Source organism: Oligoflexus sp. (assembly GCF_035638955.1).
Classification (GTDB): Bacteria; Bdellovibrionota_B; Oligoflexia; order Oligoflexales; family Oligoflexaceae; genus Oligoflexus.
In genome coordinates this window covers 101,360-126,788 of sequence record NZ_DASQYZ010000083.1, presented here as the reverse complement: position 1 = coordinate 126,788, position 25,429 = coordinate 101,360, and the positions used below count along the sequence as shown (strand labels likewise).

The 25,429-nt window shown below is 53.2% G+C and carries 23 protein-coding genes and 1 pseudogene; 13 read left to right on the top strand and 11 right to left on the bottom strand.

Going from position 1 to position 25,429, the window contains the following annotated elements; translation table 11 throughout:
• Positions 1-67 precede the first annotated feature (67 nt).
• The 5 genes from VE954_RS08350 to VE954_RS08330 all read right to left on the bottom strand — a co-directional run bounded on the left by VE954_RS08350 (position 68) and on the right by VE954_RS08330 (position 4,181).
• Positions 68-550 carry a SixA phosphatase family protein gene (locus VE954_RS08350; RefSeq protein WP_324951596.1) on the bottom strand — a complete coding sequence of 161 codons (483 nt, stop codon included), beginning with the start codon at positions 548-550 and terminating at the stop codon, positions 68-70.
• Complete coding sequence (locus tag VE954_RS08345) at positions 550-1,782, bottom strand: tetratricopeptide repeat protein (RefSeq protein WP_324951594.1); 1,233 nt, start codon at positions 1,780-1,782, stop codon at positions 550-552. Before VE954_RS08345 ends, VE954_RS08350 begins: the two co-directional genes overlap by 1 nt.
• A gap of 171 nt (positions 1,783-1,953) precedes the next feature.
• On the bottom strand, positions 1,954-3,036 hold the full coding sequence (locus tag VE954_RS08340; protein ID WP_324951592.1) for a pyridoxal phosphate-dependent aminotransferase: 1,083 nt from the start codon (positions 3,034-3,036) through the stop codon (positions 1,954-1,956).
• Between the two features lie 51 nt (positions 3,037-3,087).
• Complete coding sequence (locus VE954_RS08335) at positions 3,088-3,552, bottom strand: tRNA (cytidine(34)-2'-O)-methyltransferase (RefSeq protein WP_324951589.1); 465 nt, start codon at positions 3,550-3,552, stop codon at positions 3,088-3,090.
• Positions 3,549-4,181 carry a CPBP family intramembrane glutamic endopeptidase gene (locus tag VE954_RS08330; RefSeq protein WP_324951586.1) on the bottom strand — a complete coding sequence of 211 codons (633 nt, stop codon included), beginning with the start codon at positions 4,179-4,181 and terminating at the stop codon, positions 3,549-3,551. The genes VE954_RS08335 and VE954_RS08330 overlap by 4 nt, the downstream gene beginning before the upstream one ends.
• Before the next feature lie 138 nt (positions 4,182-4,319).
• On the opposite strand from VE954_RS08330, the gene VE954_RS08325 reads away from it, so the two are divergent.
• The gene (locus tag VE954_RS08325; protein WP_324951584.1) at positions 4,320-5,387 is read left to right on the top strand and encodes a hypothetical protein; all 1,068 of its coding nucleotides are present in this window, start codon (positions 4,320-4,322) and stop codon (positions 5,385-5,387) included.
• A gap of 9 nt (positions 5,388-5,396) precedes the next feature.
• Here the strand turns inward: VE954_RS08325 and VE954_RS08320 are convergent, their stop codons facing one another.
• From VE954_RS08320 to VE954_RS08305, 4 genes are all read right to left on the bottom strand, one after another.
• The gene (locus VE954_RS08320; RefSeq protein WP_324951582.1) at positions 5,397-6,284 is read right to left on the bottom strand and encodes a universal stress protein; all 888 of its coding nucleotides are present in this window, start codon (positions 6,282-6,284) and stop codon (positions 5,397-5,399) included.
• A gap of 92 nt (positions 6,285-6,376) precedes the next feature.
• Positions 6,377-8,248 carry a tetratricopeptide repeat protein gene (locus tag VE954_RS08315; RefSeq protein ID WP_324951580.1) on the bottom strand — a complete coding sequence of 624 codons (1,872 nt, stop codon included), beginning with the start codon at positions 8,246-8,248 and terminating at the stop codon, positions 6,377-6,379.
• A 9-nt stretch (positions 8,249-8,257) separates the two neighbouring features.
• Positions 8,258-9,568, bottom strand: a complete 1,311-nt coding sequence (locus tag VE954_RS08310; RefSeq protein ID WP_324951578.1) for a hypothetical protein — start codon at positions 9,566-9,568, stop codon at positions 8,258-8,260.
• Positions 9,569-10,300, bottom strand: a complete 732-nt coding sequence (locus tag VE954_RS08305; RefSeq protein WP_324951576.1) for a PP2C family serine/threonine-protein phosphatase — start codon at positions 10,298-10,300, stop codon at positions 9,569-9,571.
• A 162-nt stretch (positions 10,301-10,462) separates the two neighbouring features.
• Here VE954_RS08305 and VE954_RS08300 point away from each other — a divergent pair, with 162 nt between their 5' ends.
• The 4 genes from VE954_RS08300 to VE954_RS08285 all read left to right on the top strand — a co-directional run bounded on the left by VE954_RS08300 (position 10,463) and on the right by VE954_RS08285 (position 14,508).
• Positions 10,463-11,236: a TatD family hydrolase gene (locus tag VE954_RS08300; protein ID WP_324951574.1), complete on the top strand. Its 774-nt coding sequence runs from the start codon at positions 10,463-10,465 to the stop codon at positions 11,234-11,236.
• Between the two features lie 132 nt (positions 11,237-11,368).
• Positions 11,369-11,935, top strand: a complete 567-nt coding sequence (gene ahpC / locus VE954_RS08295; RefSeq protein WP_349263806.1) for an alkyl hydroperoxide reductase subunit C — start codon at positions 11,369-11,371, stop codon at positions 11,933-11,935.
• Between the two features lie 75 nt (positions 11,936-12,010).
• Positions 12,011-13,561: an alkyl hydroperoxide reductase subunit F gene (gene ahpF, locus VE954_RS08290; RefSeq protein WP_324951572.1), complete on the top strand. Its 1,551-nt coding sequence runs from the start codon at positions 12,011-12,013 to the stop codon at positions 13,559-13,561.
• Positions 13,558-14,508, top strand: coding sequence for a hydrogen peroxide-inducible genes activator (locus VE954_RS08285; RefSeq protein WP_324951570.1), 951 nt, complete (start codon positions 13,558-13,560; stop codon positions 14,506-14,508). Before ahpF ends, VE954_RS08285 begins: the two co-directional genes overlap by 4 nt.
• A 1-nt stretch (position 14,509) precedes the next feature.
• Here the strand turns inward: VE954_RS08285 and VE954_RS08280 are convergent, their stop codons facing one another.
• A complete protein-coding gene (locus tag VE954_RS08280; RefSeq protein WP_324951568.1) occupies positions 14,510-15,355 on the bottom strand; it encodes a hypothetical protein in 846 nt (281 codons plus the stop codon).
• A 56-nt stretch (positions 15,356-15,411) separates the two neighbouring features.
• Here VE954_RS08280 and VE954_RS08275 point away from each other — a divergent pair, with 56 nt between their 5' ends.
• The 3 genes from VE954_RS08275 to VE954_RS08265 are packed head-to-tail and all read left to right on the top strand — an operon-like array spanning position 15,412 to position 19,211.
• Positions 15,412-17,148: a tetratricopeptide repeat protein gene (locus VE954_RS08275; protein ID WP_324951566.1), complete on the top strand. Its 1,737-nt coding sequence runs from the start codon at positions 15,412-15,414 to the stop codon at positions 17,146-17,148.
• On the top strand, positions 17,148-17,747 hold the full coding sequence (locus VE954_RS08270) for a PilZ domain-containing protein (protein WP_324951564.1): 600 nt from the start codon (positions 17,148-17,150) through the stop codon (positions 17,745-17,747). The genes VE954_RS08275 and VE954_RS08270 overlap by 1 nt, the downstream gene beginning before the upstream one ends.
• Positions 17,748-17,768: 21 nt before the next feature.
• Positions 17,769-19,211, top strand: a complete 1,443-nt coding sequence (locus VE954_RS08265) for an HAD-IG family 5'-nucleotidase (RefSeq protein ID WP_324951562.1) — start codon at positions 17,769-17,771, stop codon at positions 19,209-19,211.
• Here the strand turns inward: VE954_RS08265 and VE954_RS08260 are convergent.
• Positions 19,181-21,142, bottom strand: coding sequence for a DUF2779 domain-containing protein (locus VE954_RS08260; RefSeq protein ID WP_324951560.1), 1,962 nt, complete (start codon positions 21,140-21,142; stop codon positions 19,181-19,183). The genes VE954_RS08265 and VE954_RS08260 overlap by 31 nt on opposite strands.
• Positions 21,143-21,289: 147 nt before the next feature.
• Here VE954_RS08260 and VE954_RS08255 point away from each other — a divergent pair, with 147 nt between their 5' ends.
• The 5 genes and pseudogenes from VE954_RS08255 (at position 21,290) to VE954_RS08240 (ending at position 25,378) form a co-directional block, all read left to right on the top strand.
• On the top strand, positions 21,290-21,673 hold the full coding sequence (locus tag VE954_RS08255) for a DUF4234 domain-containing protein (RefSeq protein WP_324951558.1): 384 nt from the start codon (positions 21,290-21,292) through the stop codon (positions 21,671-21,673).
• Positions 21,621-21,893 (top strand): annotated as a pseudogene (locus tag VE954_RS44140) (DUF2752 domain-containing protein); the annotation flags it as partial. The gene VE954_RS08255 and the pseudogene VE954_RS44140, both read left to right, overlap by 53 nt.
• Positions 21,894-21,919: 26 nt before the next feature.
• Entirely contained in the window at positions 21,920-22,171 is a 252-nt protein-coding gene (locus tag VE954_RS08250) for a hypothetical protein (RefSeq protein WP_324951556.1), read from the top strand.
• Positions 22,172-22,195: 24 nt separating this feature from the next.
• On the top strand, positions 22,196-22,963 hold the full coding sequence (locus VE954_RS08245; RefSeq protein ID WP_324951554.1) for a hypothetical protein: 768 nt from the start codon (positions 22,196-22,198) through the stop codon (positions 22,961-22,963).
• Between the two features lie 156 nt (positions 22,964-23,119).
• Positions 23,120-25,378, top strand: a complete 2,259-nt coding sequence (locus VE954_RS08240) for a S9 family peptidase (protein WP_324951551.1) — start codon at positions 23,120-23,122, stop codon at positions 25,376-25,378.
• Positions 25,379-25,429 lie beyond the last annotated feature (51 nt).

The window sequence follows — 25,429 nt, the reverse complement described above, 5'->3', positions numbered from 1 at the left end:
GGCTGCGTATCGGCAGAATTCTTCAAAAAAGTAAGGATAAAAAAAGGGCGGCGAAACAAAAGAGGTTTTAAGGAACGATGCCTTTCAGCTTCCAGCGACCCATTTCATTGATCGCAGCGATCCACTCATCCGAGGGGTGTTCGAGGAGGGCGGCCTGGGCGGTCCCGAGGCTCAGAGGCGTTCCTGACAGCAGCGTTGCGGCTTCCGACCAACCCGGATTGTGACCAATCATCAGAATGGTTTCCAGCGCATCATCTTCATCACCGCACGATTGAATCACGACATGATCATCGGCCAGATAAAGGTCGCCCTGAATTTTCGTGGCCACACCGACCAAGCCTGCACTGCGTACGACTGCATGCAGGGTGGCCACGGCCCGCTCGGCGTCACTGCATAGGATGATTTCGGGACTGAAACCAAGCGCCCGAATTTCCTGACCACAGCGCAGGGCTGCAGCCTGGCCAGCCGGCGTGAGCCTGCGCTTCCGGTCGTCCATTCCGGCCAGCGCATTTTCGGCTTCGCCATGTCTCATCAATATCAATCGGCGCATTAACTGGCAGCCTTATCATGGGCACGGGCTTCGATTTCCTGCAGTTTGCGTTTGGCAGCTTCAAAGTCCGGATGTTTTTCAATACAGCGTTTGATCAACTTGATGGCTTCATCGTGCTGGCCTTTGGCAGAAAGCATCACACTTTTGTTATAGAGCGCTGCTTTGTTGCTGGGGTCCAGCTTGATCACAGTGTTATAAGTCTTGCTTGCTTCTTCAAACTGATCGGATTCCTTATAACAAATTCCCAGCTGATTGAGGAAGGTTATATTTTCCGGCTCCACCGAAAGGGCGGATTTGATATGGCGAATCGCCTTCTTGTAATCCTTCAGCGAATAGAACGCCTGGCTGAGATAGTTATGCAGGCTCGGAAACGACAGCTCCTTATCCAAGGCCATGGTCAGCAGTGTCGCAGCTTCCTGATAACGCTGCTTCTTAAACAGTAATTCGGCCGCTTCTTCATAGCGCAACGGATTCAGCGGGGACAGATCGATGGCCTGCTTGAATTGCTCAATGGCCTCATCAATTTTATTTTGCTTGGTAAAAATGCGTCCTCGTTCCACGTAAGCCAGGACGTAAAACTTGTTCCGTGTGCCGGCTTCTTCAAGGAACTTCAATGCTTTTTCAAAGTCTTTTTTCTCGGACGCGATCCGCGCCAGACCAACCAAGGGTCTGGCAGCGCCTTTGGCCGACTGAGCCAGTCGTTCAAAAATATGTTCCGATTTGTCCAGGTTTCCCGCGCGCAACTCCGCCTTGGCTAACTCATACACCTGTTCGGGGTTGTTCGGGTTGTTAAACTTCTTATGCGCATTGCGCAGTTTGGGCACCAGATCTTTAAGCGTAAAGGGCTTGACCAGGATCTCATCCACTCCACTTTCGGTGGCGAGCATGATCTCTTCCTTATCCGGGTTCCCCAGCGAGATGGTGAAGGCGCCACGTGAGTACTGAGGATTTTCTTTGATCTCGCTCAGAAAATCATAGCCACCCAGGACAGGCATTTCCTTGTCGCAAATGGTCACGGAAAAGTTCAACGTCGGGTTGTCCTTCATGAAGTGCAGCGCTTCATGACCGTTGGTGAATTGCTTGATCGTGGCAAATCCCAGTTTATTGAGATGATGCGCTACGATCAGACGGAGATCCTGCTGATCCTCGATCAGCATAATGGGATCTTCGTGCCCCAATTGGGCGTCCACTTTAATGCCATATTCCTCGGCCAGACTCTTTTTTTCGCTCATGTTGCGACTCCCAATTCGGCTTACGGAGTCACCATCGGCACCCTTGGCACAAAGTTAATGTGAAATTAGGCATAGCCTCGTAAAAATGAGTTTATATGAATGATAATAGGTGATTAAGGGGGAGGTGGCAGGCACTCTTACCAGAAAGTCAGACGAGTGCCCGCTGTATGCTTAAAGGCTTCGCATCACTTTCAGGAAGGCATCGTTTTCCTGGGCGGTGCCGATACTTACGCGCAGGCAGCCTTTCAATCCAGGACCGCCGGAGACATTGCGCAGGAGTATGCCTTGCGCGACGAGTGCTTTATAAACCCGATCCGTATCCGCTTGATTGGGCCAACGCATCAAGAGGAAGTTGGCCTTCGAATTGATGACCTTCATGCCATTGCAATCGATGGACTGCAAGCCTTTGAAGACCCGCTCACGCTCGCTGCGCGCATTTTCAATATTGCGGGCGACAAACTCTTTCATATCAGGATCGGTCAGCATCACGCGGGCCGCTTCCATCGTGAAGTGATTCAGAAGATAGGGCAGACGCAGTTTGGTCAGAAGACTGATCAGCTCCGGCGAGCCTATGGCGTAACCCAAACGAACCCCGGCGGCTCCCATGGTTTTCGACAGGGTGCGCAGGATCAAAAGGTTGGAGAACTCACCCAAAAGATCGGTATAGGGCTCATCATCAAATTCATAATAGGCTTCATCGGCCAGGAACAGGACTTTGGGAAATTCCTTGAGCAGAGCTCGAAATTCCGCCTTCGGCAGGCCTGTACCCGTGGGATTATTCGGTGAGGCGAAAACCACCAGCGAGCCATCCGGCAGAGCAGGCAATCGTTCGCGCTGATAGCAAAGATTTTCGTCCAGATCCCAGCTTTCAAAGGGAATGCCTGCGTAGTGGCAGTGCGATTCGAAGAGAGCGAACGAGGGACGCGCGATCACGACCTTGCCTGGCAGGCGGCGGCCGAGCGCATCTAAAATCAGAGAAATCAAATGATTGGAGCCAGGACTGGTGATCAGACATTCGGGTTTGACGCCTACATATTGAGCCAGGATTTCCGCAAGCGAAGCGGCCATCGATTCTGGATACCGGTTCCATTCCAGATTTTTCAGACGAGCGAGAATCTTGTCCTTCAGCTGCACCGGCCAATCCCATGGACTCTCGTTCTGATCGAGTTTAATCGTGATGCCCTGCGGCGCATCGATTTTATAGGGTTTGGCGGCCAGGAGACTCGGCTGAAAATAGGCGCCAAGCCAGTTCATGTCAGGGCTCTTCGGTTGCAGCACATTCGGGGATACCATGACTCACCTTTTCTAAGCAAAGAGACCGCGGCGCTTCATCAGATCGTAAACCACGATCGAACAGGCGTTGGCCAGATTCAGACTGCGCACATGGGGATGAAACATCGGGATACGATAGAGCTGGTCGGCAAAGCGCTCATGAAATTCCGGGGGAAAACCCGACGTTTCACGGCCGAACATCAGCACTTCAGTATCTTCCGGCATCTCCGTATAGAGTTTGGTGGCGAATTTCGAAAAAAACGCGACGCGTCCAGGATACGCGCTCACCAGCGGCTCGATACTATCATGAATTTCCAGATCCAAAAAAGGCCAGTAGTCGAGCCCCGGCCGCCGCAAATTCTTATCGCTGGTGCCAAAACCGAAGGGCTTGATCAGATGCAGACGGCAGCTCGTGGCGGCCGCCAGGCGACCTATGCTGCCGGTGTTCTGTGGAATTTCCGGCTGAAATAGACAGATCTGTGGGTGTCCTGGTTTCATGCTTTATTGGCTTTTTGTTTGCCATGAGTCGCCAAAAAGCGGCGATACTGGACGCGCAAGGCCAGCATCGAGACAGCGTTCACCAGGAAATGACAGATGAGGGAGGGCCAAAGGTTGCCGGTGGAATCAAACATCCAGCCCATCATCAGACCGGAAATAATCGCCCATAAGGTCCAAACGGAAATGATTCCCTGCGGTCCCAGATGCAAAAGGCCGAACAGCAGCGACGTTCCCACCAGCCCCAGGACGGGCTGCACGGCGGCTCGAAACAGCAGTTCCTCACCGATGGCGGAAATAAAGGCCAGGTACAGGGCAACGGGAATCGTCGCTGCACCGATCATCTGCATCAGCACATGACGAAAAACTTTAAACGATGGGAACTGCTCTTCGAACAAATGATGGGCAATCAGAAGGACCGCGGCCCCGAGCAGGCCAAGTCCCACCAGCGACATGAGGGCTGGCATCTCGGCCGGTAGACTTAGAATTTTTTTGAGCGAGTGATGCCGATAAAGGCTGACCATCGCACCGACGCCGGCCATCCCCACGTAAAACACCGAGGAGGACAAAACGAAGTTACCCATCTGTTCGATGCTACTGGTCTCGTTGCCAGCGTCATTTTGATCTTGCATAAAGTGCCTTTATGACCATGAGTGCGGCTTCCTGCAGGCTGCCCCCTGGTTTAATCAAAGTCCCTGGCTTTTTTCCAACGAAAAATGCCGAAAGGCCGGGTAAGATCCGGCGGCAAACAACGTCTGGAGGTCAGACACATGCGTTCCGTCCCATTGACCCGTCTTTTGACAACGATCTGCCTCTTCTCCACGGCCGAGCTTTGGGCTGTGGCCAAACCCCTGCCCTTGTCGGATGCGGCGGGCGAAGTCATCACCTGGATCGAGAGCGTCGATCCTTCCACGCAAACCCAAAAAGAAGCCTGGGACAAGGTCCGCAAGGCTTTGGAAACCGCCGGCCGCGAATCTGAATCGGAAGCCGGTTTGAAACTCAGCGTGACGCGCATTCTGCAGCACTGGAGCGGTAAAAGCTTCCGCGTGCTGGATGAAGCCGATCCGCAATCCTGGGCGTTGCAATCCAGCGACCAGCCTTATCCTGACCTGGGAGCCTGGTTTCAGGCCCGCGGTAACAAATGGACTGTGCAGTATATTGGCCGCCACGGTCAAAAAAACTTTCGCCGCGGCGATACGGTCAAAAACACCGGTTTCCATCCCATCCATGCGGTTCAAAAAGCCCAGGCCCTGGATCTTGAAGTCCAGAGCAGCCCCATGAGCCCTGCGCGCAAAGTGAAAGCCGATGTTCGTCCGCAGCGTTTCGCGGACTATGTCCTGGCCGAAACGCAGGCGGCCGGCACCATCATGACCCAGGACAAGGAACGCATCTGCCTGCAGAAATCCTGGTTTTGGTTGAATGATGCGGTGAATTCCCATCTGCTCTCGCGCATTAGCTTTCAGACGGAAAATTGCGCAGCTCAGCTGATCGATCTGCGCGATAGTTTTGGTCTGGAACCGACCGGTCCCCTGAAAATTGCCAAAAAAATTCCCACGGTGGTGCTTATCAATCAGCAGACCCGCGAAGGCGCCGCTCGCTTCGCCCTGCGTTTGAAAAAGGAACTGAATGCACGCGTGATTGGGGAGACCAGTGGCCAAACCGTACTGCCTGAAAAATTGCAGACTTTGAAGGCCTTGCCCTGGACGGTCATTTCCTATGCAGGCACTGGCGCACCAGTGGAACCCGATAGCGCCGTGAAGGATTCTTTGGTTTATGCAGAAGGCCTCGATACCATGTATGAACAGGGCCTGCAGTGGATCCGCGAACAGATTAAATAAGCGGTACCCTTAAGCCGGTCGTACCACCAGAACTGAGTGGCGTGTATGCAGCACCTGATGGGCTGCCACGCTGCCCAGACTCAACCCTTCCAGCATGCCATGACCCTGCGCGCCCAGAATCAAGAGCCCCGCTTCCTGATGCTTCAGACTGCTTTCAATGGCTTCGTGAATGGGTTCCCCGCGCACCTCAGCGACGGCATGAAAGCCTTCCTGCTGAAGGCGTTTGACCACCGCCTGGTTTTCTTCGTAAAGTTTGTCCTCGACCCAGCGACTTACATCCAACCCCAACTGGCTCACAAAAGGAGCCAAAGCCGAAGTCAGATTCTGCGGGTAAGCGGTGAGCACAGCGATATGTTCGATACCCTGAGGCCGCATCCGGATCAAACGTTCCAAGGCCTTTTGCGCGAAGACGGAGTGATCCGTGGCAAAGACGGCTCGTTTAAGCGTTTCGGGAGCATCCCAAGGTTTATACACGAAGAAACTGGTCGGACATTGAAAAATCATTTTGCGACCGACCGAACCGAAAAAGAAATGACCCAGCGTTTCCTGAGCCTTCAATGTGACAGCGACCAGCTCCGCCTGGGACTCCTGAGCCTCAGCCATGAGTTCGTTGACCACATGACCCTCACGCAAGCGGGCGTGACTTTGGATCCCGCGTGCCTGGAGTTCCTTTTCAAAACTGCTCAGCAACTCCTGGGCTTTCAGCTGTTCATTCTGCATATATTGGGCGTAATAATCGCTCTCTGTGACGGTCAGCAGATATTTGCCCAGAGTGCTGCCCACATGTTCCATCACATGCGTCGGCCGAACTTCGAGATCATTAAACCCAAGCTCTAAAACGGCTTGCAGAGCCTGATGGGCAGATGGTAAATGGTGGACTCCTAGGACAACACGCATAATAACCCCCTTGCTCGTCACCCTTAAGCTATACCTGATAGCGCTCGGGATCAAGCAGGCGGTTTATGCAGTAATTTTACCCAATCGCTGGATTAAAAGGACTTTGCCAGTTCCAAATAAAAATCGACATCCACTGTGTAGTCAGGATTACGCCGACGGAATTCGCGGCTACTGGCCGACCCGGCGACAAAATTATTGGACGTGATGGTATAGGTACCACTGAGGCGAATCCATTCTGCGAACGAAATCACACCGCCAGCCTGATAAATCATCTGTTCGACATCCGTAACATAATCCTGCAAGGCGAGGCCCGTGGTATCAAAATCGGTATAATGGTAGCCCGTAAGCAGATGATAAGCTGCTGATCCTGTAATGCTGGCGCTATCGCCCAAGGGTATATTCAAACTCACCAGCGATTTGCCAGCCCCATAGGCCACCGACTCTACGCTGTCAATACTTCGCAAGCGATTGAGGTTGGCACCTTGGAGTGCCTCGCGTTGTATAGCTTCCAGGCGGAGCTGCAGCGTGGTTTCACTGAAAATATTAAACAGAAGACTGCCTGTGGCACCCTGCTCATTGACGAAGCCTGTGCGATAACGCAGGTCAGGATCCGCCAGCACCAAACGAAACCGATTGGAACTTTGAAACCGGGCGTGATCTGTCTGCCACCCATAGGCCTGCACATTCAATCGCACATCCCCGAACTGTCGCTCCACATCCGCACGTCCACCCAGATCAATCGCTTCCTTATCCTGTTTTTCATCAAACGACTGCAAAGCGGTCAGCTCAAGACCGATTTCGAGGTCAGCATGTTCATAGCGTGCACCGAGCTGCTGTGAAACCTGACCCCAGGCCTGAAGGTAATCATAATCAGGAAAATACGAACTCACTCCAACATTCAGTTCGAATCGCATGGTCTCGGTCACGTACCAGTTCAAATAGGGTTGCAGGCGAACAAATCCACTGGATTCATTTTGATTGGTGCGGGCCTGCGAGGTGAAAACCCCAGAGGTTTGCTCCAGAGTAAAATACTGAACCTCTTCCAACTGGGCACTGAATCCAATGTCACCCAGGCTATATTCCAGACCACCCACGAGACCTCCGCTGCTGCGGCGTTCATCCCCCGAGTTGACCATGCCGCTCACCCCTTCACGATGCGCGAAGAGGTTGACATTATCGTGATTCAATCCATGATTGTCGGAGAGTTGATTCTGTTGCGTCAGCATCAAGGATGGTTTGAAGCTGTGACGCCAGCCTTTCTGATCCTCGAGGCCTTCCACCTGCAGCGCGTTGGCTTTGGGTGCCGCCAGGTCCTCTTCAGAACCACTATCCTTCGGCGGCATAGGGGTGGCAACTGGCGGCTGGGGCGCAGCCAGATCCTGACCACTCTTGCTGACGCCACCAATGATGGCTTCGAGCATTTTATCCTGCTGCCTTTTAATATCTGCCAGATAACGTCGTCGATTGACGCGCAGGGCGACGGTCAGGTCTTCCGGATTCACCTTTTGAAAAAACTTGCGCGCCCTCTGCCACTGCCCAGCCCTATATGCGATGACACCCAGATAATACGTGGCATAAGGTCGGAACGGAGCCTTGTTCTTAAGGATATAGCGAAAGCCAAGGGCGGCTTTTTTATCCTCATCAAATTCCAGATAGGTCGAACCCCACGCAAAGGCATTGTCTTGATTCAAAAGACTGGCATCACCCTTCTCAAAAAGATAAAGGGCTTTTTTCAATTTACGGTTTTGGTAGTAAATCGTGCCCAGCAGCATCGCGGCTTCGCGGTGGCGCGGATCCTTCAAAAGGAGGGCCTTTAAAGCGCGAGCGGATTCACGAATGCGATTGGCGCGATAATCATTCAAGGCGGATTCGTAGGTCGGTTCACCTTCAGCCAAAGCGCGGGGCGTGCCTGCTGCCAGCAGCAAGGCCATCCATACCAGCAGCTGAATCAGCGTCCGCTTCATTCATGTATCCTAGTGCTGAAAATTCATGGCCGGATACTTTTGCTGCATCAGGTTTTGGGCGTCACTGATGTTGCCTTTCTGCTGCACGATTTCCTGATAGAATTTCAGCTCAGGCTCACGCGGCAGATAGTAGTTGGGAGCCCGGTTGCCAAAATCGGACACCAGAGCCTCCAAAGCACCCAGTTGTTCGGCTTCCACTGTATTGCGGCCCGTGAGAGCGAGTTCAATTTTGCGTTGGAGCACGCTCACATCGAAGGCTTCGCGCCAGCCCGGCTTGGGATTGACGGACCCGAGACAATTCTTCAGAGCGGATTCCTCGCGCGCATCCTCGATGCAGCTGAGAGCCCAAAGCGTTCCGGACATTTCAAAATCCTCGTCCGGCACCTGGGCCTTGATCACTCCGATCTGCCAGCGCATGCGCGAAACAAAGACTTTGGCTTCCCACGACATGTTATCACCGGTGAGACGCTGCATCGCTTTCACAGCCATACGCAGACAGGCTTCCGCATAACTCCCCGGATTGAGCCAGCCCGGGGCCGGGGTCCGCGTGCGAATCCAGTGCGGGTCCAGAGCCAAAAGATAAGCCCACTCTTCCTTGGGAAATTCCCGTCCATCCAAAAAGCGCGCCCATTGATCGCGGCTTTGGGTCCAGCGCTGTTCCCAGGCTCCCATCGAGCAGTCCTGCGGTAAAAAGCCATCCGCCTGGCCGCGCAGTTTTTTCGCCGAAAGGCCGTCCCAGCGTCCGTCCTTTTCAAAGGCCACCGCACGCACATAGGGCAGCCAGAGGGTACTGGTCTTTTTCTTTTTCAAAGCGGCATTGATCATCTCGCGATTGCGATCCATGAACGCTTCGAATTTTGCGTTGTACTGATCCCCATACTGAACCTTGGCATTATACAGTTGGCGATCTTTGATCATGCCAACCAGATGCCCGAATTCACCATCCTTGTAGAGCGAGATCCCGACGACACCCAGCACCACAAAAAGGACCAGCACCAGAATGAAGAGCACGGGCACACTGCTGCCACTGCGAGGCTTGGATGGGGCTTTCACTTTTGCAGGCAGCGGCGACGTGCCCATGGCTGAATGGGTGCTTACGCCCCAGCCCGACAGCATTTCGCGCTGCACGAGCTGCACGAGCTCGGGATAATGTTTACGGATACTTTCAAAATCGTCGAACGCCACCCACTGACGCAGACTGCCCGCAACCTCATCCTGGAGACCAAACTCCATACGACTGTACGCTTCCTTAACCTGCTTGAGCGAATAAGGCCCCAGGAAGCGTTCCATGTCGACTCGAATGAGATAAAGCTTGTCCACTTAACCCCGCACTATCGAAGAGATCACAACAGTTACATTATCCTGGCCGCCAGCTTCGTTGGCTTCCTGAATTAACCTCTGCGGCAGTTCATACAGCTTGTTTTCATATTCCTTGATGATCCGCAGAATGCGGCGATCATTAACCATACCCGTCAGTCCATCGGAACAGGTCAGCAGAATCTCGCCAGGCTGCAGTTTCAGTTCATAGATATCCACTTCGCATTGAGTGGACAGTCCAAGGGCCCGCACCAGGGCGCCCGGCTTCGGATTCACCGCCAGGGAACCATCCGGCAGCCAACCTCGCTCCACATAATTTTCGATATTATGATCCAGCGTGAGTTGCCAAAGGTGCTGTTTGAAATAAAGATAGGTGCGTGAGTCACCCATGTGACAGATAAAGGCTTTTTCACCGACGAAAAGAATGGCATTCAGGGTCGTCGCCATACCTTCAAGCCCTGGTGTAGCCGCACCTTTATTAATAATGTCCTTGTTCACTTGATCAATGCTCTTGATCAGAAACGGTTCCACTTCCTCGTGCCGCAGACTGTCACAGTTCAGGTAAGCTTCCTTGATACCATTCACGGCCGTTGCGGATGCAACCTCGCCGCCTTTTCGTCCCCCAATGCCATCGGCAACGATCAAGAGCCCCAATTCAGCATTGAAGAAGAGACTGTCCTGGTTGTTTTTTCGGACTCGACCCATGTCGGTCGCGCCGTGCATTTCGATACGCAAAGGCTACTCCTGTGATGACTCGTTTCGTTATCGGCCATTCCTCCTAAAACATAAGGATTCCGGCGAGGTGGCCCAGGGCTTGAGGGCAAAAAAGGCGAATTTTCTGGTGCTTTTTCGCGGAATTGATCAATATAACCAAAGCGTGATTCCAGGAGGTTACTCATGCTGCCTTGGATGGATGCTCATTGTCATTTAACCACGCGGTTTCATCCCGAGCCTTTACCGGGGGTTCTGCAGACTTTACATGAGGCAGGCTGTCAGGGCTTTGTACTCGGTGGCGTTGATCCTCAGGATTGGCAGGAGCAGCTCGACATTCCGTCTTCCCCTCTGCGTATCATGCGAGGTTTTGGTCTGCATCCCTGGACCGTTCAGGAAAGGGACGACAGCCAGTTGCAGAAGGATTTTGCCGAATTGGAACGGCTGCTGCCCGAGGCCCAGGCCCTGGGTGAATGTGGTCTGGACTACTTCCGCTGCAAGTCGGAACCCGAACGTGACAAACAAATAGTCTGGTTTGAACGCCAATTGGAATTGGCTGCCACGCAGAACATACCCTGTATTTTTCATATCGTTCGTGCGCACAACGAGGCCCTGCGGCTGATGAAACCCTATGCGGGCAGATTGACCGGTATGGTCCATAGTTTCTGGGCCAACCCCCAGACAGCCCAGCCCTGGCTTGATCATGGCTTTTATCTGTCGCTGCATCCGAGGATTTTGAAACTCGATAGCCACGGCTTGCTTCAGTACGTCCCAACCGATCGTATCCTCTTTGAATCGGACAGTCCGGAGGTCCATGAGGACGGCACGGCGTCGGACCCCCGACAGGCGCTCGACATCATGAAACACGTCGCCTGGACCAAATGTATACCAGTCGACAAAATCATCGAACAGCAAAACGCCAATCTTATTCAGCTCTTCCCCGCCCTGGGCGTCTCATAGATTTTATCTATCTGATTATAAATATATTAGATTTCACTTATCGGGCCTGATGCCCGATATTCTTCTATGTCTGGGGCGCCGAGGGTCACGATCCCTCCGCCGGACTCTCAGAAAAACATTAAGGAGATTTACATGATCACGATCATTAACACCAAGATTCCTGATTTTAAAGTCCAGGCTTATCATCAGGACAAGTTCATCACCGTTTCCCAGAATGATCTGAAGGGCAAATGGTCGATCTTCTTCTTTTATCCGGCTGACTTCACCTTTGTCTGCCCAACCGAGCTGGGTGATATGGCTGACAAATACGATGCGCTCAAGGAACTGGGCGTGGAAGTCTATTCCGTGAGTACCGACACTCACTTCACGCACAAAGCCTGGCATGATGCCTCGGATACGATCAAGAAAATCAAATTCCCGATGCTGGCTGACCCGACCGGAACTCTGTCGCGCGCCTTTGGTGTGCACATTGAAGAGGAAGGTCTCGCCTATCGCGGAACATTCCTGATCAATCCGGAAGGCCAAATCAAGCTGGCAGAAGTGAACGATAACGGCATCGGCCGTAATGCGGACGAACTCTTCCGTAAGGTTCAAGCGGCTCAGTATGTCGCCAGCCATGACGGCGAAGTCTGTCCAGCCAAGTGGAGTCCAGGTGAAAAAACCTTGAAGCCTGGCCTGAACCTCGTTGGCAAAATCTAAGCCAACTCCAACTGTCTGTAAGCCTCGGCAGAGGCACGCTGGGGGCTCCGGCCCCCTCACACGAAGGAGCAAGCGATGCTTGATAAAGATCTAAAAGAACAACTCCAAGGTGTCTTCGCTGAATTGAAACACTCCATCGATCTCGCTGTTGATGCAAGCGATCACAATCAGCAGATTGAACTTTTGGACTTTTTAAGGGACCTTGCCTCCACCAGCCCCAGGATTACGGTAACCGTTGGTCAGGAAAAATCCCCGGCTCCACGTTTTCGAATCCTGAAAGATGGCGCCTTCACCGGCATCATTTTCCGCGGTATTCCCGGTGGGCATGAATTCACCTCCCTGGTGCTCGCGATTCTCAACAGTGCGGGTCAAGGCAAACTGCCCGATCGCGGCCTGACGCAGAAAATCCAGGGTTTGCCTGCGAAAACCCATATCCGTACCTATATCAGTCTGAGCTGTGAAAATTGCCCCGACGTCGTGCAGGCCTTGATTCAAATCGCGCTGGCCCACGGGGATCTGACTCACGAAATGGTCGACGGCGCCATGGCCCCGGATGAGCTGGACAAGCTAAAAATCCAGGGTGTTCCCAGCGTCGTTGTGGGCAATGAATTGATTCATTCGGGCCGTTCAAACCTGGCCGAGCTTCTCAATAAACTCGAAGCCAAACTCGGCAGCCAAAAGCAATCGACCGAGCCTCGCGAACTTGGACATTTTGATGTGGTCGTCATCGGTGGTGGCCCAGCCGGTGCGTCTGCTGCGATTTACAGCGCCCGCAAAGGTTTGAAAACCGTGGTCATCGCCGAAAAAATTGGCGGTCAGGTCCAGGAAACCAAGGACATTGAAAACCTGATATCCGTGGTGAAAACCGAAGGCCCGCATCTGTCCTCGGCCTTGGATAAACACATGGCAGCCTATAATATTCAGGTCCTTGAACACCGCCGTGTGGAGCAGGTCAGCACCGGTAAAAAACGCGCGATCACATTATCCAGCGGCGAGACGCTGACGACCGATACTCTGATCGTGGCCACCGGTGCCAAATGGCGGGAACTGAATATCCCCGGTGAAAAGGAATACATCGGCCGCGGTGTGGCCTTCTGCCCGCACTGTGATGGACCGTATTACAAAGGTAAAAAAGTGGCCGTCGTGGGCGGTGGCAACTCGGGCGTGGAAGCGGCCATTGACCTGGCCGGTATCTGCTCCAGTGTTACGCTCTATGAATTCATGGACCAACTGAAAGCGGACCAGGTGCTCGTGGATAAGCTGTATTCGCTGCCGAACGTCAAAGTCCTCCTGCAGGCCAAAACCACAGCGGTGGTAGGCAACGGGGACAATGTCGTCGGCTTGCGTTACGAAGACCGGCGCGACAGCTCGCAGCACGAGGAAAAACTGGATGGTATCTTTGTGCAGATTGGACTCTCACCCAACAGCGGTTTTGTAAAAGACCTTGTCAGCGTCAACCGCATGGGCGAGATTGTAGTCGATGAGAAAGGTCGCACCTCGGTGCCAGGCATCTATGCAGCCGGTGATGTGACGACAGTGCCTTATAAACAAATCGTGATCGCCATGGGCGACGGAGCAAAAGTGGCTCTGGCAGCCTTTGAAGATCGTATGCGCGGTGAAATATGACCCTCACGCAGTTGACTTACATCGTGGCCGTGGCCACTCACGGCAACTTTGGGGTCGCCGCCCGCAAATGCCATGTGACTCAACCGACGCTGAGCATGCAGATTCAAAAGCTCGAGGATCTGCTGGGTGTCCTTATTTTTGATCGTTCCAAGCAGCCCGTGGTCATGACACCGATCGGAGCACGGCTGGTGGAACAAGCTCGTAGCATCCTTCGGGAGGCCGAGCGCCTCCAGGAAATTGTGCGTGAAGAGTCCGGCCAGATTCAGGGAGACTTTCGTTTGGGAATTATTCCGACGATCGCTCCCTATCTTCTTCCTCTCTTTCTGCAGAAGTTTATCGACCGCTACCCTTTGGTGAATCTGACGGTGGAAGAACTGGAAACTGCCTCCATCGTGCAGCGTCTCAAGGAGGACACGCTCGATGCGGGTATTCTGGCGACGCCTCTGCATGACAATGGGATTCTCGAAAATCGGCTCTACGATGAGCCGTTTTTTGTGTGTTTTTCCCAGAAGGATGAGCTGGCCCTGAACAAGATCGTGCACGAAAAGGATCTGCCGCTGGAGCGCATCCTTCTCCTCAACGAAGGCAACTGTCTGCGCGATCAGATGATCAACCTCTGTCAATTCAAAGCCCAAGCGCCGCGCAAAAGTCAGCGTCTGCATTTTGAAAGTGGCAGTCTGACAACTTTGATTCGTCTCGTCGCCCAGGGCTCAGGTTTCACCATCGTCCCTTATCTGGCTGTGGAGACCATTCCCCCGGGCCAGTGTGTGACGAGGCCATTCGCGGAACCTCAGCCCATCCGTGAAATCAGTCTGATCGTGCATCGCAGCTATGTGAAGCACAATATTCTGGAAGCGCTCCGCAAAGAGGTTCTGGAACACCTGCCGGAACGCCTCCAGGAATATCAGAAAAACAAGGGCCGTATCGTCGAATTTCAATGGAACTGAATCAGGCCTCCAGCTGCTCACGCGGCCACGCACACGCGAGCTCAGGCAGATAAACCCAACCCTGCTGCATGAAAAAATCATTGTTCGGTCGGGAACAAAAACCAAAGAGTTCCAACGCGGCAACAATCGCAGCTATGGCTGCTGAAAAACTTTCCACCGTGGCCGCGACTTCATCGATGTCATCCTCTTCCAAAAAACCACGCTCATGCAAAGCTTCGAGCAGATCAGTGCGTCGATCACGTCCAACTTCAAAGGCGCGATAGTGATAAGCCAGCTCCCGATCCAGCCCAAGCTGGTCGACAAGGCAGCTCAGGGCATGCGGCACTGACGTTTCCCACAGACGAATCGGCTGCGGGAGAATATTCAGTCGCCTCTGCAGGGTCATGGCGCGTACGACCAGCGGTGCCTTGTTCGCGCTGTACGTCGGTTCCTGAAGGGAAGGCGCCCATTGAAACCATTCTTTGACATCCCAAATCCGCTGGGTCTGTGGATTCATCACACGCTTTCGTTTTTTACCGGCTGCACTTTCAGCGAGCATTTGCATATAAGCCACTGCAATATCCTCGCAGGCGTTGACGCCCGGGCAACTCGGGCGGGTACAAGCCACGCACGGAGGCACAGTCAAAGGACTGTCGATCATCACCCGATCGGGTAGTTCACGCCGCAAAAATTCGAAGAGTCGATCGTCTGAAAACAGCCGGTGGAGGGCGCCCATACGGTCCAAAACCGCGGTGATCTTTAGGTTGCCTTCCCCAAGGCGACCTGTCATGATCACGACTGTTGTTTTGGTGGAGTTGGGCCCTGCAAGATGTATCCCAGCTACTTTGACAGTTTTTCCGATTTGCATAACAGGCCCCCAGGCTTAGCGCCGCTGATAAAAGGTAAAGGTATAGATTGTTATTTATGGGTATCCGTCGCCATCATTTCACCTGCCTCCTTTTGATTCTTGGACTTGAGGCCATTGTGCCGAATCGCGGTTGGGCGCAAAACGCAGAGCCGGGCAAACAGGATTCTAGCGCACTCATTCAAGCACAAGAAGAGTTTTCCCAAAGACGATTTGTCGAAGCCTTACAAAAATATCGCAGCTATTTACGTGAGCACCCGGAAGACCAGGATGCCTGGACGCTTTTCGCGGCCACTTATTATCACACAGGCCAGGCGCGTCAAGCCCTTGAGTACCTGCGTCGATCAAAACCTTCCAACCGGCTTCGGGCCTTTAATCTTTATTATCAGGCCCTCTGTTACGATGCGACCGGTGATCGCAGGCGCGCCAAACGCTATTTGGCACGTGTCAGCAAAATAGACGAACCCCTGGCCGAGGACGCCTTGTTCGAATGGGCGGCCATGGAATTCGAGGATGCCGATACCACAGCTGCACGGGCCGCGGCCGAAGATTATCTGAAGCGTTTTCCGCAAGGACGCTTTCGCGCCCAAATGGATTTGATCCTCACTCGCATGGCTGTCGCTGGAAAAATCGAAGTCCCCGGGACACAGCATGCGCGGTATCGCATCAGCTTTTTTGAGCAGCATCCCCAGTCGCTGATGGCCCTTCCGCACTTCTGGTACTATCAGGTGGGCTATTATTACGAACGCAGCGAGCGTTCCAATCCTGGTTACGAGCAGGAAAAACCTGTCATCAAAACCGGGATCGCCTCGGAAGCTTTTAAAATTGTCGCCAATGCCGGTTTGGGTCTGGGGCCTTTTAAAGGCAAGGGGACCGAAAGTTATGCGGGCTATATTTATGAACAGGATTGGTTCAGCGATGGCGACCGGCTCAAAACCTGGACCCAGGATCCCGGCGACGTCCAGTATTTTCCCTTCCGCCCGGATCTGATGGAACGTCGGCATCGCATGTTTGTGGAAACATCGGGTCAGTCCGGTGATTTTCTGCTTGGTGTCTATGGCCACTGGCAGTTTTATCGCGCCGGCTCGGAATATTTTCCAGCCCCTGAGCGTCCGGAAATTCGCCAGGCGTTTGATGTAGGAACGGAAAACCTCCTGGCCCCTTGGGTGGAGTGGAGCTACCATCCGCAGCATAGTGCCCGCTTTTATCTGCTCTTCCGTAAATATTTGGATCGACGCGAAAGCGATTCGAGTTTCAAAACCTATAATTTATTTGGATCGAGCATTGATCCGTTCCTGAGCGGAACGCTGGAGCATAACAGCAACTTCCCACAACTCTGGGGCATGAAGCTGACCGCCGAGGTCTTTCAGCATCAGTATGCGTTCAATGACTTCTTTTACAGCTATACCAGCCGCGGACTCGCGGGCCTGGTTCGCGTCACTCCCTGGTCTTTCCTGCACCTGAGCGGCCGGGCATCCTATTCCCTGGAAGACTATACGTACGACACAATCCAAAGTCAGGGCTGCGGCTCTCAGACCAGCTCGGCGGCCGCACTCTGCCAAAGACTCGAAAAAACCATAAATTTGGGTGGATCGGTCAGCTATATCAATGGCAAACAGCAGGCTCTCAGTTTGATAGGTCACTATCGCAGCCACAAAAATGATACATTAAAGGTATACGACGAAAGCCGGTTCGATGTCCTTTTCCAGTTCACTCAGGCGTTCCCGACGCTCAACCAGGCAGGGCGCTACATCGAACCCTTCCGCGGTATTGCTGAATCCAAGGGAGCCTACTGATGTCCATCGATGAAGCTTCGCTCGAACTCATCCAGGAATGCGTCCAACGGAAGTCGCCGGTATTTTTTTCGGCCAGCGAAGTGAACATCGTATTCCAGACCCATATCATGGTCATCAAAAACCGCTCCATCGTGCTGGCGAATACGGTCCCGCCCGAACATATTTCGGCCGTGGCGCAATCCCAGCAGTATTTTTTGAAGATTCATTCGGTGCGTTTTGTGTCCGATCGCATCACCACCGATGGCGTGCACATCCTGTTTCCTCTCGAAGGATTGCGCCTGATCGAAGACAGTCGCAGCGCCAAGCGTTTCATGTTCGATGCCAGCGAGCGCGTGGTGATGGAGGTGGTGAATCCCATCGACCAGGAGACCGTCCTGCGCAAGGCTATCCTCGACATGTCGACCACCGGTCTCTCCATTCGCACCCCCATGCAGTCCAAGCTCTACACACCAGGACAGCGTTTTGAGAAGATGAAAATCATCATGGACGGTAAGGTCTATAACGAAGTCGACGGTCACGTCGTCTATCAGCAGACTTTCCTGAACCAAAAAGGCAAGAGCTATTGCCAGGTGGGTTTCAAATTCGATAACGTCCCCTGATCGCCAAGGTTATTTCACACCATGCAAAAACTGAAAAAGCACCAAAAGATTTACGTCAACCGTTCCCTGAATATGGCGTCCATCAAGTCCATTGGCTTTGATATGGATCATACGCTGGTCCTCTATAATCGTGAGAATTTCGAAAGCCTGGCGTTTCATGAGACGGTGAAGAAGTTCGTGCAGAACGGCTATCCCGAGGAATTGCTGAAGCTCAAATTCGATCCCGACTTTGTGATCCGCGGCCTATTGGTCGACCGTGATCGCGGCAATCTTCTCAAAGTCGATTCCCATAAGTACGTGAAAGTCGCCTTTCACGGCCATCGTAAACTCGATAAGCAGGAACGCTACGAACTCTACAATGCCAAGAGTTACAAGGCGGACGACTACCTGACTGTGGATACCTTCTTCGCCCAGAGCGAAGTGCAGCTCTTCACGGAAATCGTCGACTACATGCGTCGGCATCCAGGCCAGATTCAAAAAAGCTATCGGCAGGTCTATTCCGATCTGCGCGAGTGGATTGATCTTTCCCACCAGGACGGCTCGATCAAACTGCGGGTCCTCGCGGAACCCGAAAAGTATATTGATCGCGATAAAAACCTGGTGGAAACCCTGGTGAAGCTTCTGGATGGTGGCAAGAAACTCTTTGTCATCACCAACTCCGACTGGAGCTACACCAATGCGGTCATGACCTATCTGCTCGACGGCCTGCATGCGGACTTTCCGAGCTGGCGGGATTATTTCGAGCATATTATTGTCAGCGCCGGCAAGCCCAACTTCTTTACCGGCAGCAACCCCTTCTATGAAGTGGTGACGGAAAAGGAAGGCCTGCTCAAGATGCACCGCGGTTCGTTTCTGCCGAAGCAGGTCTATCACGGTGGCAACGCGATTCTGTTTGAGCGCCTGACCCAGCAGAAGGGCGATCAGATCCTGTACTGCGGGGACCACATCTACGGTGATATCCAGCGGTCCAAGGAACTCTTCAACTGGCGGACGCTCCTCGTCGTCCAGGAACTGGAAGACCAGCTGAGCCGCCAGGAGAAGCTGCAGCCTGACTTTGAACGCATCATGGAAACGATTCATCAGGAAGAGGAGCTGCAGGACGAAGCCCAGTCCTTGCGCTCAGAAATCGGTAATTTGCAGCGCCGGCAAAAGATGGTGGGCAGCGATAAGCAAAAGGAAATCAAGCAGCAGCAGCGGCTCAAGGAATATATTGATCAGCTTCAGCGCAAGGAAATGCAGCTGGAAGAGATTCATAAGCAGATCAAATTGCAGATTGAGCAGCGTGAAAAGGCCTTGCACCCGATCTGGGGTGAGCTGATGCGGACCAGCCTGGAAAAAAGCCGCTTCGCGAAGCAGATTGAATCGTACGCCTGTCTTTATACCAGCCGTGTGACCAATCTGCGCTTCTATTCCTGCAGCCAGAAGTATCGCTCCTATCGCGATATGATGCCCCATGACATGTAAGCCGGCGTCAGCAGTTCCTGGAAATGCTCAATGAGCATGACCATGGCCAGGGTATCGAGTTCACAGTAACGCAGAAGACCCTGGCGCAGGCTGGCAAACTCCAGATCATTCATCTCGGTAAACTGCATGCGGGCAAACGCCATCATTGCAGCACCACCATCCGCTACCTCATCATCATCCGATAAAAAGGTTTCCAGGACCTCTGGATCCACATCCGTGAAGAGTGGCGGCAGCTGCTTGTAAGGATCCAGGAGATCGCCGCTGGCGTCGCGCTGAAGCCAGGTGTGCTTTTTAAAATTATGGCTCACGATCGCATCACCATAGATGGGCTGGCTGTACTTTTCCTGCAAAAATTTCGAGTCAGCCAGGACCGCAGGCAGGACTTTCTTAATACTGTTGGAACCCTTGGTCAGGGGATTGTAATAAGCCTTTTTCACAATCTCAAGAAGATCGATCATACAGCGCGGGCCTAGCCAGGATTCAACGCTGGCGGATCCGGATTTGGTGATGCTGCGGATGAATTGCATCAGCTCATCCTTGTCCGCTTCCCGGCTTCCCTGCAGCTGGTCGTGGATCGCGCAGAGGATCGTGTTCTCGTGATTGGAGTAACGGAAGATACTGCCGTTATCACCTTCCAGGGCTTTTTTGAGAGCCCTGACAAAGGCAAAGTTGGGAAACTCGCCTTTGACACCGTGCAGATATTCATTGGCATGCGTGACCTTGCCGTCTTCGCTGATGGTATGATGCGAAAATTGAAAGGCGATCTGCTCATAGGGGCGACGGCCTTCGTGAAACGGAATGGCCACGGCCGTGGTTTCAAAGTCGATGCAATGCAGCGGGTACTGCCAGGATTCGACAGCGTGCCGCAGGTAGTCATGATCCACAAAAGCCTGATGTTCCACCTGAAGCCACTGCCTTTGCCCGGTGGAGAGCCCCTGCCCTTCCCCATCCAACTTAAGGTCTTCCTGCGTGACTTCCTTGAGGAGCAGTCGGCCCTCACTGATGAGTCGATCGGCATGCAGATAATTCCAAAGATCGATCACCAACTTTCCAGGTTCCGGCTGCTGCTTCAGGCGAGCCGTCCAGCACTCGTGAAAACCACTCTTTTTTTCGCCACCCGCGTTGCAGCGATATTCGCACTTGCGGCAGGTCTTGCTCAGTTCCGTCGCGATTTTAGTGCCGGAGCGAAAAGCAGTGGACCAGGCCTCAGCATTTCGCTGAAAGGACGGGTCGGCCAGCAAACGGTCCACATGCTCATCGGTAGACAGGGTATAAAGAATTTTCTGTCCCACCGTCTCCAGACTGGTGCCGGGAGCCACTTTGATCTTATTGCGACCCTTGCCTTTGGCGATCAGAAACCTTTGGTTCAAACCTGATACGGTCGCCACCTTGCTCTTGTCGGCAAAAACAAGATGGGATGCAACCTTGCATTCCGGGTAGGCGCGGCGGCACACCATGGTTTGAAAGGCGATATCCTGAAAATAAGGTTCCCACCTTGATTTCAGCTTATGTACACCTTTTTTCAGCGATCTCTTATCATAGATATCATCAACGTCATCGGGATGAATGGATTTGGCTTTCACTTCATAAAGTCGAAGCGTCGAGCCTTTTTTGATCAGGACATCGACCCGAACCAAAAATGAATCGACCTGGATCGCAGCTTCATAAAGAGTGACGTTATCCTGCTGCAGGAGGCGCCTGGTTTCGGCCACAGCCTCGCCCGGAGCAAGGGCGGACACCTCGATCCCACCAGGGAAATAAATGCGAGCCAACTCACCGACTTGAAACCCGCCGTAAGCGAGAGCCCGAAGGAACGGATCATCCAGGCTCCGATTTTCATAAACATCGGGCTGCGCGTGATAATAGAGTTTTGTCGGGCATTCCAAGGCTTTTTTGTGCAAAGACTTGGTGAAATAGCGAGGTTTGGTCATGGTCACGACCATATAAGAGTGTAGAGTACGATTCTTTTTCAGTTTAACACTGAGCTATTGACCGGCCCAAAGGGTGGGCATAGACTGCCTAGTGGGACCCGTTTTGGGAACTTTGATCAATTTGCGGAGGTAGGTGAAGACGTGTTGTTGCAACATCGCACTGAAATGGAAAAGTTAAGAGCGGCTCCAGATTTTGTTCGCAGTGTGGCTGTGGATATCGTCCTCACCATCGTTCTCTGTGGTCTTTGGAATATCTGGGTTCAGGCCCGGCAGATGCGGGCTGTCAACTTCATGATCAACTCGGAAAAATATAAATTTCTTCCCTGGCTGCTTCTCACCATCGTGACCTGCGGGCTCTGGCATCTTTATCACGAGTACCGTTTGAGTCGGGATATCTGCCTGGCTATGAACAAGCCGGATTCCGATAATCCACTGGTGCATTTGCTTCTGTCGATTTTTGGTCTGAGCATCGTGGCCGATGCTCTGCAGCAATCGGAGATCAATAGTTACTTTGGGCAAAATTCCCTTTAAGCGAGTGATCGCCGGCATCCTCTTCATCCTCTTCTGGACGGGCGTTTATCTGGCCCATCACAGGCCCCTGTCCGTCGGGGAATGGGCCTCCCTGGTCCCTCTCCGCTGTCCACTCTCCTGGATTTTCAAAATTCAATGCCCTACCTGCGGGCTCGGTCGTTCCCTTGTCGCCGCTGCATTGGGGCATGGGCAGGAATCGTGGCATTACCATCCTTTGGGCCTGCCCCTGTTTTGGAGCACCCAGGCATGGTTTTTATTTTGGCTCGTCTGGCCCCGCGCCTCGGCCGCATTCTGGCAGCGCAATCTTACGCTTGCGCGCCGCAGCCAGCCTGCTTTGTGGCTTGTCATCATCGTTTACAGCCTCTGGGGATTTTGCTGGCGGGCACCGATCTGATCCCTTGGGGATTGTCGAACGCCACCGATTCGATCCCCTGGGGGATTCTTCGCATTGAATCGAGTGCGGATGTACGCTACGAAGAATGGTTTTTCTTTCGTTGACAAGGTCGTCTTTGGAGGTCAGCCATGCGTATTGCTCTTTGCCTCAGTTCCCTTTTGTTGATTGCCTGTTCCCCGTCCCCATCCAGTTCTCTCACAGCCCTGACGCCCGAGCGCGAAGCCGCGACGCTTGGGTTCTATGCCCAAAGGCTGGTTTTCGCCAATGTCTCGGAGCTTCCGATTGTTGGTAAAAGCAAGACAGTCGCAAGTTCAGATCGAATTGTTCAGCTGGTGAAAGAAGGTGACGGTTATAAACTTCTGGAACGCACCTGCCGTCTCCGGGTTGTTAGCGACGGACTTCTGAAAATCAGTTTTTCGGATCAGAACATTCAGGCTCTGGCGCCCACTGAGAGTGTCGTCACGCTCGGTGAAGATGGAGACGCGCTTGTCCTGACACGTTCAAAGCAGGCGGAAATTATTGGAGCCAAATTAAGCGATCTGAATGAAGCGCTGCCTCTGAAAGAATCCGATCCTCGCATCGTGGATGCCGATCAGGATGGCAAACCAGGGTTAACAGCGTCGGCCGAGGCTGGTCCACTCAAAGGACAACTCTATATGATTCAGCGCTCCATCAGCAGCTATGAAGCCCGTGAGCAGACGTCAGGAGCGTTCACAGGCCTTCTGCAGGATAAAACAGAACAGGCCATCGTGGGCACGTCCAGCTTCCTTTTAAATGCGGCCAAGGGCAAACTTGCCTTGACGCCTGATCCTGATCCCAACCAAAGCCATGTCCGTTTCGTTAAGGCTGATGACTCCATCACCTGTGCGGACCTTGATGCCATTCTCGGGTCGTGAAATCGGTCAGCATGACTTAAAGCACGGCTGACTCCAGCGCATGGAGCAGCCTGTGATGAACGCAAAAGCCTGCTTTGCATTTCTCCCATGCCATGATAATTATGGCGCTGGATCCTATCCTAAATTTTGAACTTCCCCGCAAAGAAGCAGGACAGCATGAGCCCACTTCCCTTTCATACTTATTCGAAACTGATGCGTCTGACACTGCTCGGCAGCCTTCTTGGCAATACCATTGTCGCCATAGCTGAACCCGGGCCGACACCGGCGACAGAAGCCTGGCAGGAATTGCAGCAGCAGCTGCGCACGACGCGTAATTTCCGTTTAGGAGCACCCTTCAATGTCCACGTTCTCGAAGATGGAGATCGGGTGCTTTATCAAAAAGCGATTCCACCTTCCACGTCGGCGGCCGTATATGAATTCAATCGCAAAACGGGTGTCGAAACGAAGGTCCTCGATGCGGAGATGCTGGGCGCCGGCGATGGTCCGGTATCGGCCGAGGAAAAAGCGCTGCGTGAACGGCTGCGACTCTTGACCGGCGGCATCAGTTTTTATGATAACAATCCTCAGGGTGATTGGATTCTGACCCCTGTCAAGGGCAAACTTTTTCTGTTCGATCGCAAGACGCAAAAAAGCCGGGAAATTGGCGCCGGCAAGGGCGCCGCATTTGGGCCTAAAATAGCGCCTGATGATCAGAAGGTGGCCTTCGTCCGTGACAGCAATCTCTACGTCGCACCGCTTTCCGGCGGTCCCGCTGTGGCCGTGACCAAAGGTGGTACCGAAGAAAAAAGCTTTGGTGTGGCGGAGTTCATCGCCCAGGAGGAACTCAATCGCAAGGATGGTTTCTGGTGGTCACCCGATAGCCAGACCTTGCTGCTTCAGGCCATCGACCAAAGTCACGTGGAGCGCCTCTCGATCGCCGATCCTTTCCGTCCGGATGCGGAACCTCAGCGTCCCTACTATCCACGTCCCGGCAAGGCCAATGCGAAGTTTCGCTTCGGCTTTGTTTCGGCCAAGGGTGGGCCCATCACCTGGATTGATTTTGGCAAGGAAGCGTTTGAGTATATCGGTCCCGTGCAGTGGAGCAAACACGGCAAGCCTTCTTTTCTGCTGCTGAATCGCCTGCAAAATGAAGCGCGCCTAGTGGCGGCTGATCCCAAGACTGGTCGTACGCAGATGCTGATCAAGGAAACCGATGCGGCCTGGGTTGATATTGATCGCACCATTCCACTGTGGCTCCCGCAGAATCAAGGATTCATTTGGGCTTCGGAGCGCACCGGCACGAAACGACTTGAGCTGCATGATGAAAAAGGCGCTCTCGTTCGCATGATCAGCCCTGAAAATCTTCATGTTCGCAATGTCCTCGGCGCCTCAAAAGATGGCAGGACGATTTACTATGAAGCCGCAGAGGATAGCATTGCCTCATCGATCCATGCATCGTCCATCGCCGATGGCAGCACGCGAACGGTCGCCGCGCGTGAGGGCGGAAGTGTCGGCAATTCCAGCTCTTTCCATGATCGCGTGTTGGCCGCACGCATCACCAACCTGAAGGGTGAAGACAAAACGGTGATGCGCGGTTGGAATGACGAGCAGGAACACATCATCCCATCGGCCGCGGCTGAACCTGTGATGAAGTCGAATGCTGTGATTGAACGCATCGGTCCTCAGGCCATTCGCACCATTTTGATTCGTCCTTCCAATTTTGACCCTAAGAAAAAATATCCGGTCTTGGAACATGCCTATGGCGGGCCCAGTTCCTTGCAAGTCCGTGCATCTGGTCGAGCCTATCTTGAAGATCAGGTCCTGGCTGATGCCTTGCAAGCCGTGGTCGTGCGCATGGATACTGCCGGTACTCAGGATCGAGGTCGCGATTTTGAAAAAGCCATCTTCAAAAAGTTTGGCTCTCTTCCTGTGAATGATCATGCTGAAACATTGAAGCTCCTCTGTGCTCAGCATCCCGAACTCGATGCCAATCGCATCGGTGTGTTCGGCTGGTCCTACGGTGGTTATTTCGCGGCTTATGCGGTGCTGGCTCGCCCGGATGTTTACAAAGCGGGTGTTGCCGGTGCACCGCCAGTGGATTGGGAGGACTATGATACGGCCTATACCGAGCGCTATCTGGGACTGCCGGAGAAAGACCAGGAAGCCTATGCCTCAAGCTCCGTTCTCACTCTTTTAAAACCGGAACGTCGCTCCAAAACACCCAAACCTCTTCTGGTGATTCACGGCACAGCGGATGACAATGTTTATTTTTTCAATTCCATGAAACTGATCGATAGTCTGGAGCGTGCAGCATGGCCTTATGAATTCCTACCCCTTATGGGGCAGACGCATATGATTGCCGACGCGGAATTGGATTCCAGACGCTTTGACCGAACCCTGGCTTTTTTCCGCCAGCATCTCGCGATTGCGAAATAGACTTGACCCTTGGCTGGCCAGCTCCCTGGCCAGCCCAGTCTTGTTTGTCCA

Excerpts from the sequence above, each read along its gene's own strand:
- VE954_RS08350 (WP_324951596.1), bottom strand. The coding sequence starts at position 550 with ATGCGCCGATTGATATTGATGAGACATGGCGAAGCCGAAAATGCGCTG.
- VE954_RS08345 (WP_324951594.1), bottom strand. The coding sequence starts at position 1,782 with ATGAGCGAAAAAAAGAGTCTGGCCGAGGAATATGGCATTAAAGTGGAC.
- VE954_RS08340 (WP_324951592.1), bottom strand. The coding sequence starts at position 3,036 with ATGAACTGGCTTGGCGCCTATTTTCAGCCGAGTCTCCTGGCCGCCAAA.
- VE954_RS08335 (WP_324951589.1), bottom strand. The coding sequence starts at position 3,552 with ATGAAACCAGGACACCCACAGATCTGTCTATTTCAGCCGGAAATTCCA.
- VE954_RS08330 (WP_324951586.1), bottom strand. The coding sequence starts at position 4,181 with ATGCAAGATCAAAATGACGCTGGCAACGAGACCAGTAGCATCGAACAG.
- VE954_RS08325 (WP_324951584.1), top strand. The coding sequence starts at position 4,320 with ATGCGTTCCGTCCCATTGACCCGTCTTTTGACAACGATCTGCCTCTTC.
- VE954_RS08320 (WP_324951582.1), bottom strand. The coding sequence starts at position 6,284 with ATGCGTGTTGTCCTAGGAGTCCACCATTTACCATCTGCCCATCAGGCT.
- VE954_RS08315 (WP_324951580.1), bottom strand. The coding sequence starts at position 8,248 with ATGAAGCGGACGCTGATTCAGCTGCTGGTATGGATGGCCTTGCTGCTG.
- VE954_RS08300 (WP_324951574.1), top strand. The coding sequence starts at position 10,463 with ATGCTGCCTTGGATGGATGCTCATTGTCATTTAACCACGCGGTTTCAT.
- ahpC (WP_349263806.1), top strand. The coding sequence starts at position 11,369 with ATGATCACGATCATTAACACCAAGATTCCTGATTTTAAAGTCCAGGCT.
- ahpF (WP_324951572.1), top strand. The coding sequence starts at position 12,011 with ATGCTTGATAAAGATCTAAAAGAACAACTCCAAGGTGTCTTCGCTGAA.
- VE954_RS08285 (WP_324951570.1), top strand. The coding sequence starts at position 13,558 with ATGACCCTCACGCAGTTGACTTACATCGTGGCCGTGGCCACTCACGGC.
- VE954_RS08280 (WP_324951568.1), bottom strand. The coding sequence starts at position 15,355 with ATGCAAATCGGAAAAACTGTCAAAGTAGCTGGGATACATCTTGCAGGG.
- VE954_RS08275 (WP_324951566.1), top strand. The coding sequence starts at position 15,412 with ATGGGTATCCGTCGCCATCATTTCACCTGCCTCCTTTTGATTCTTGGA.
- VE954_RS08270 (WP_324951564.1), top strand. The coding sequence starts at position 17,148 with ATGTCCATCGATGAAGCTTCGCTCGAACTCATCCAGGAATGCGTCCAA.
- VE954_RS08265 (WP_324951562.1), top strand. The coding sequence starts at position 17,769 with ATGCAAAAACTGAAAAAGCACCAAAAGATTTACGTCAACCGTTCCCTG.
- VE954_RS08260 (WP_324951560.1), bottom strand. The coding sequence starts at position 21,142 with ATGACCAAACCTCGCTATTTCACCAAGTCTTTGCACAAAAAAGCCTTG.
- VE954_RS08250 (WP_324951556.1), top strand. The coding sequence starts at position 21,920 with ATGGTTTTTATTTTGGCTCGTCTGGCCCCGCGCCTCGGCCGCATTCTG.
- VE954_RS08245 (WP_324951554.1), top strand. The coding sequence starts at position 22,196 with ATGCGTATTGCTCTTTGCCTCAGTTCCCTTTTGTTGATTGCCTGTTCC.
- VE954_RS08240 (WP_324951551.1), top strand. The coding sequence starts at position 23,120 with ATGAGCCCACTTCCCTTTCATACTTATTCGAAACTGATGCGTCTGACA.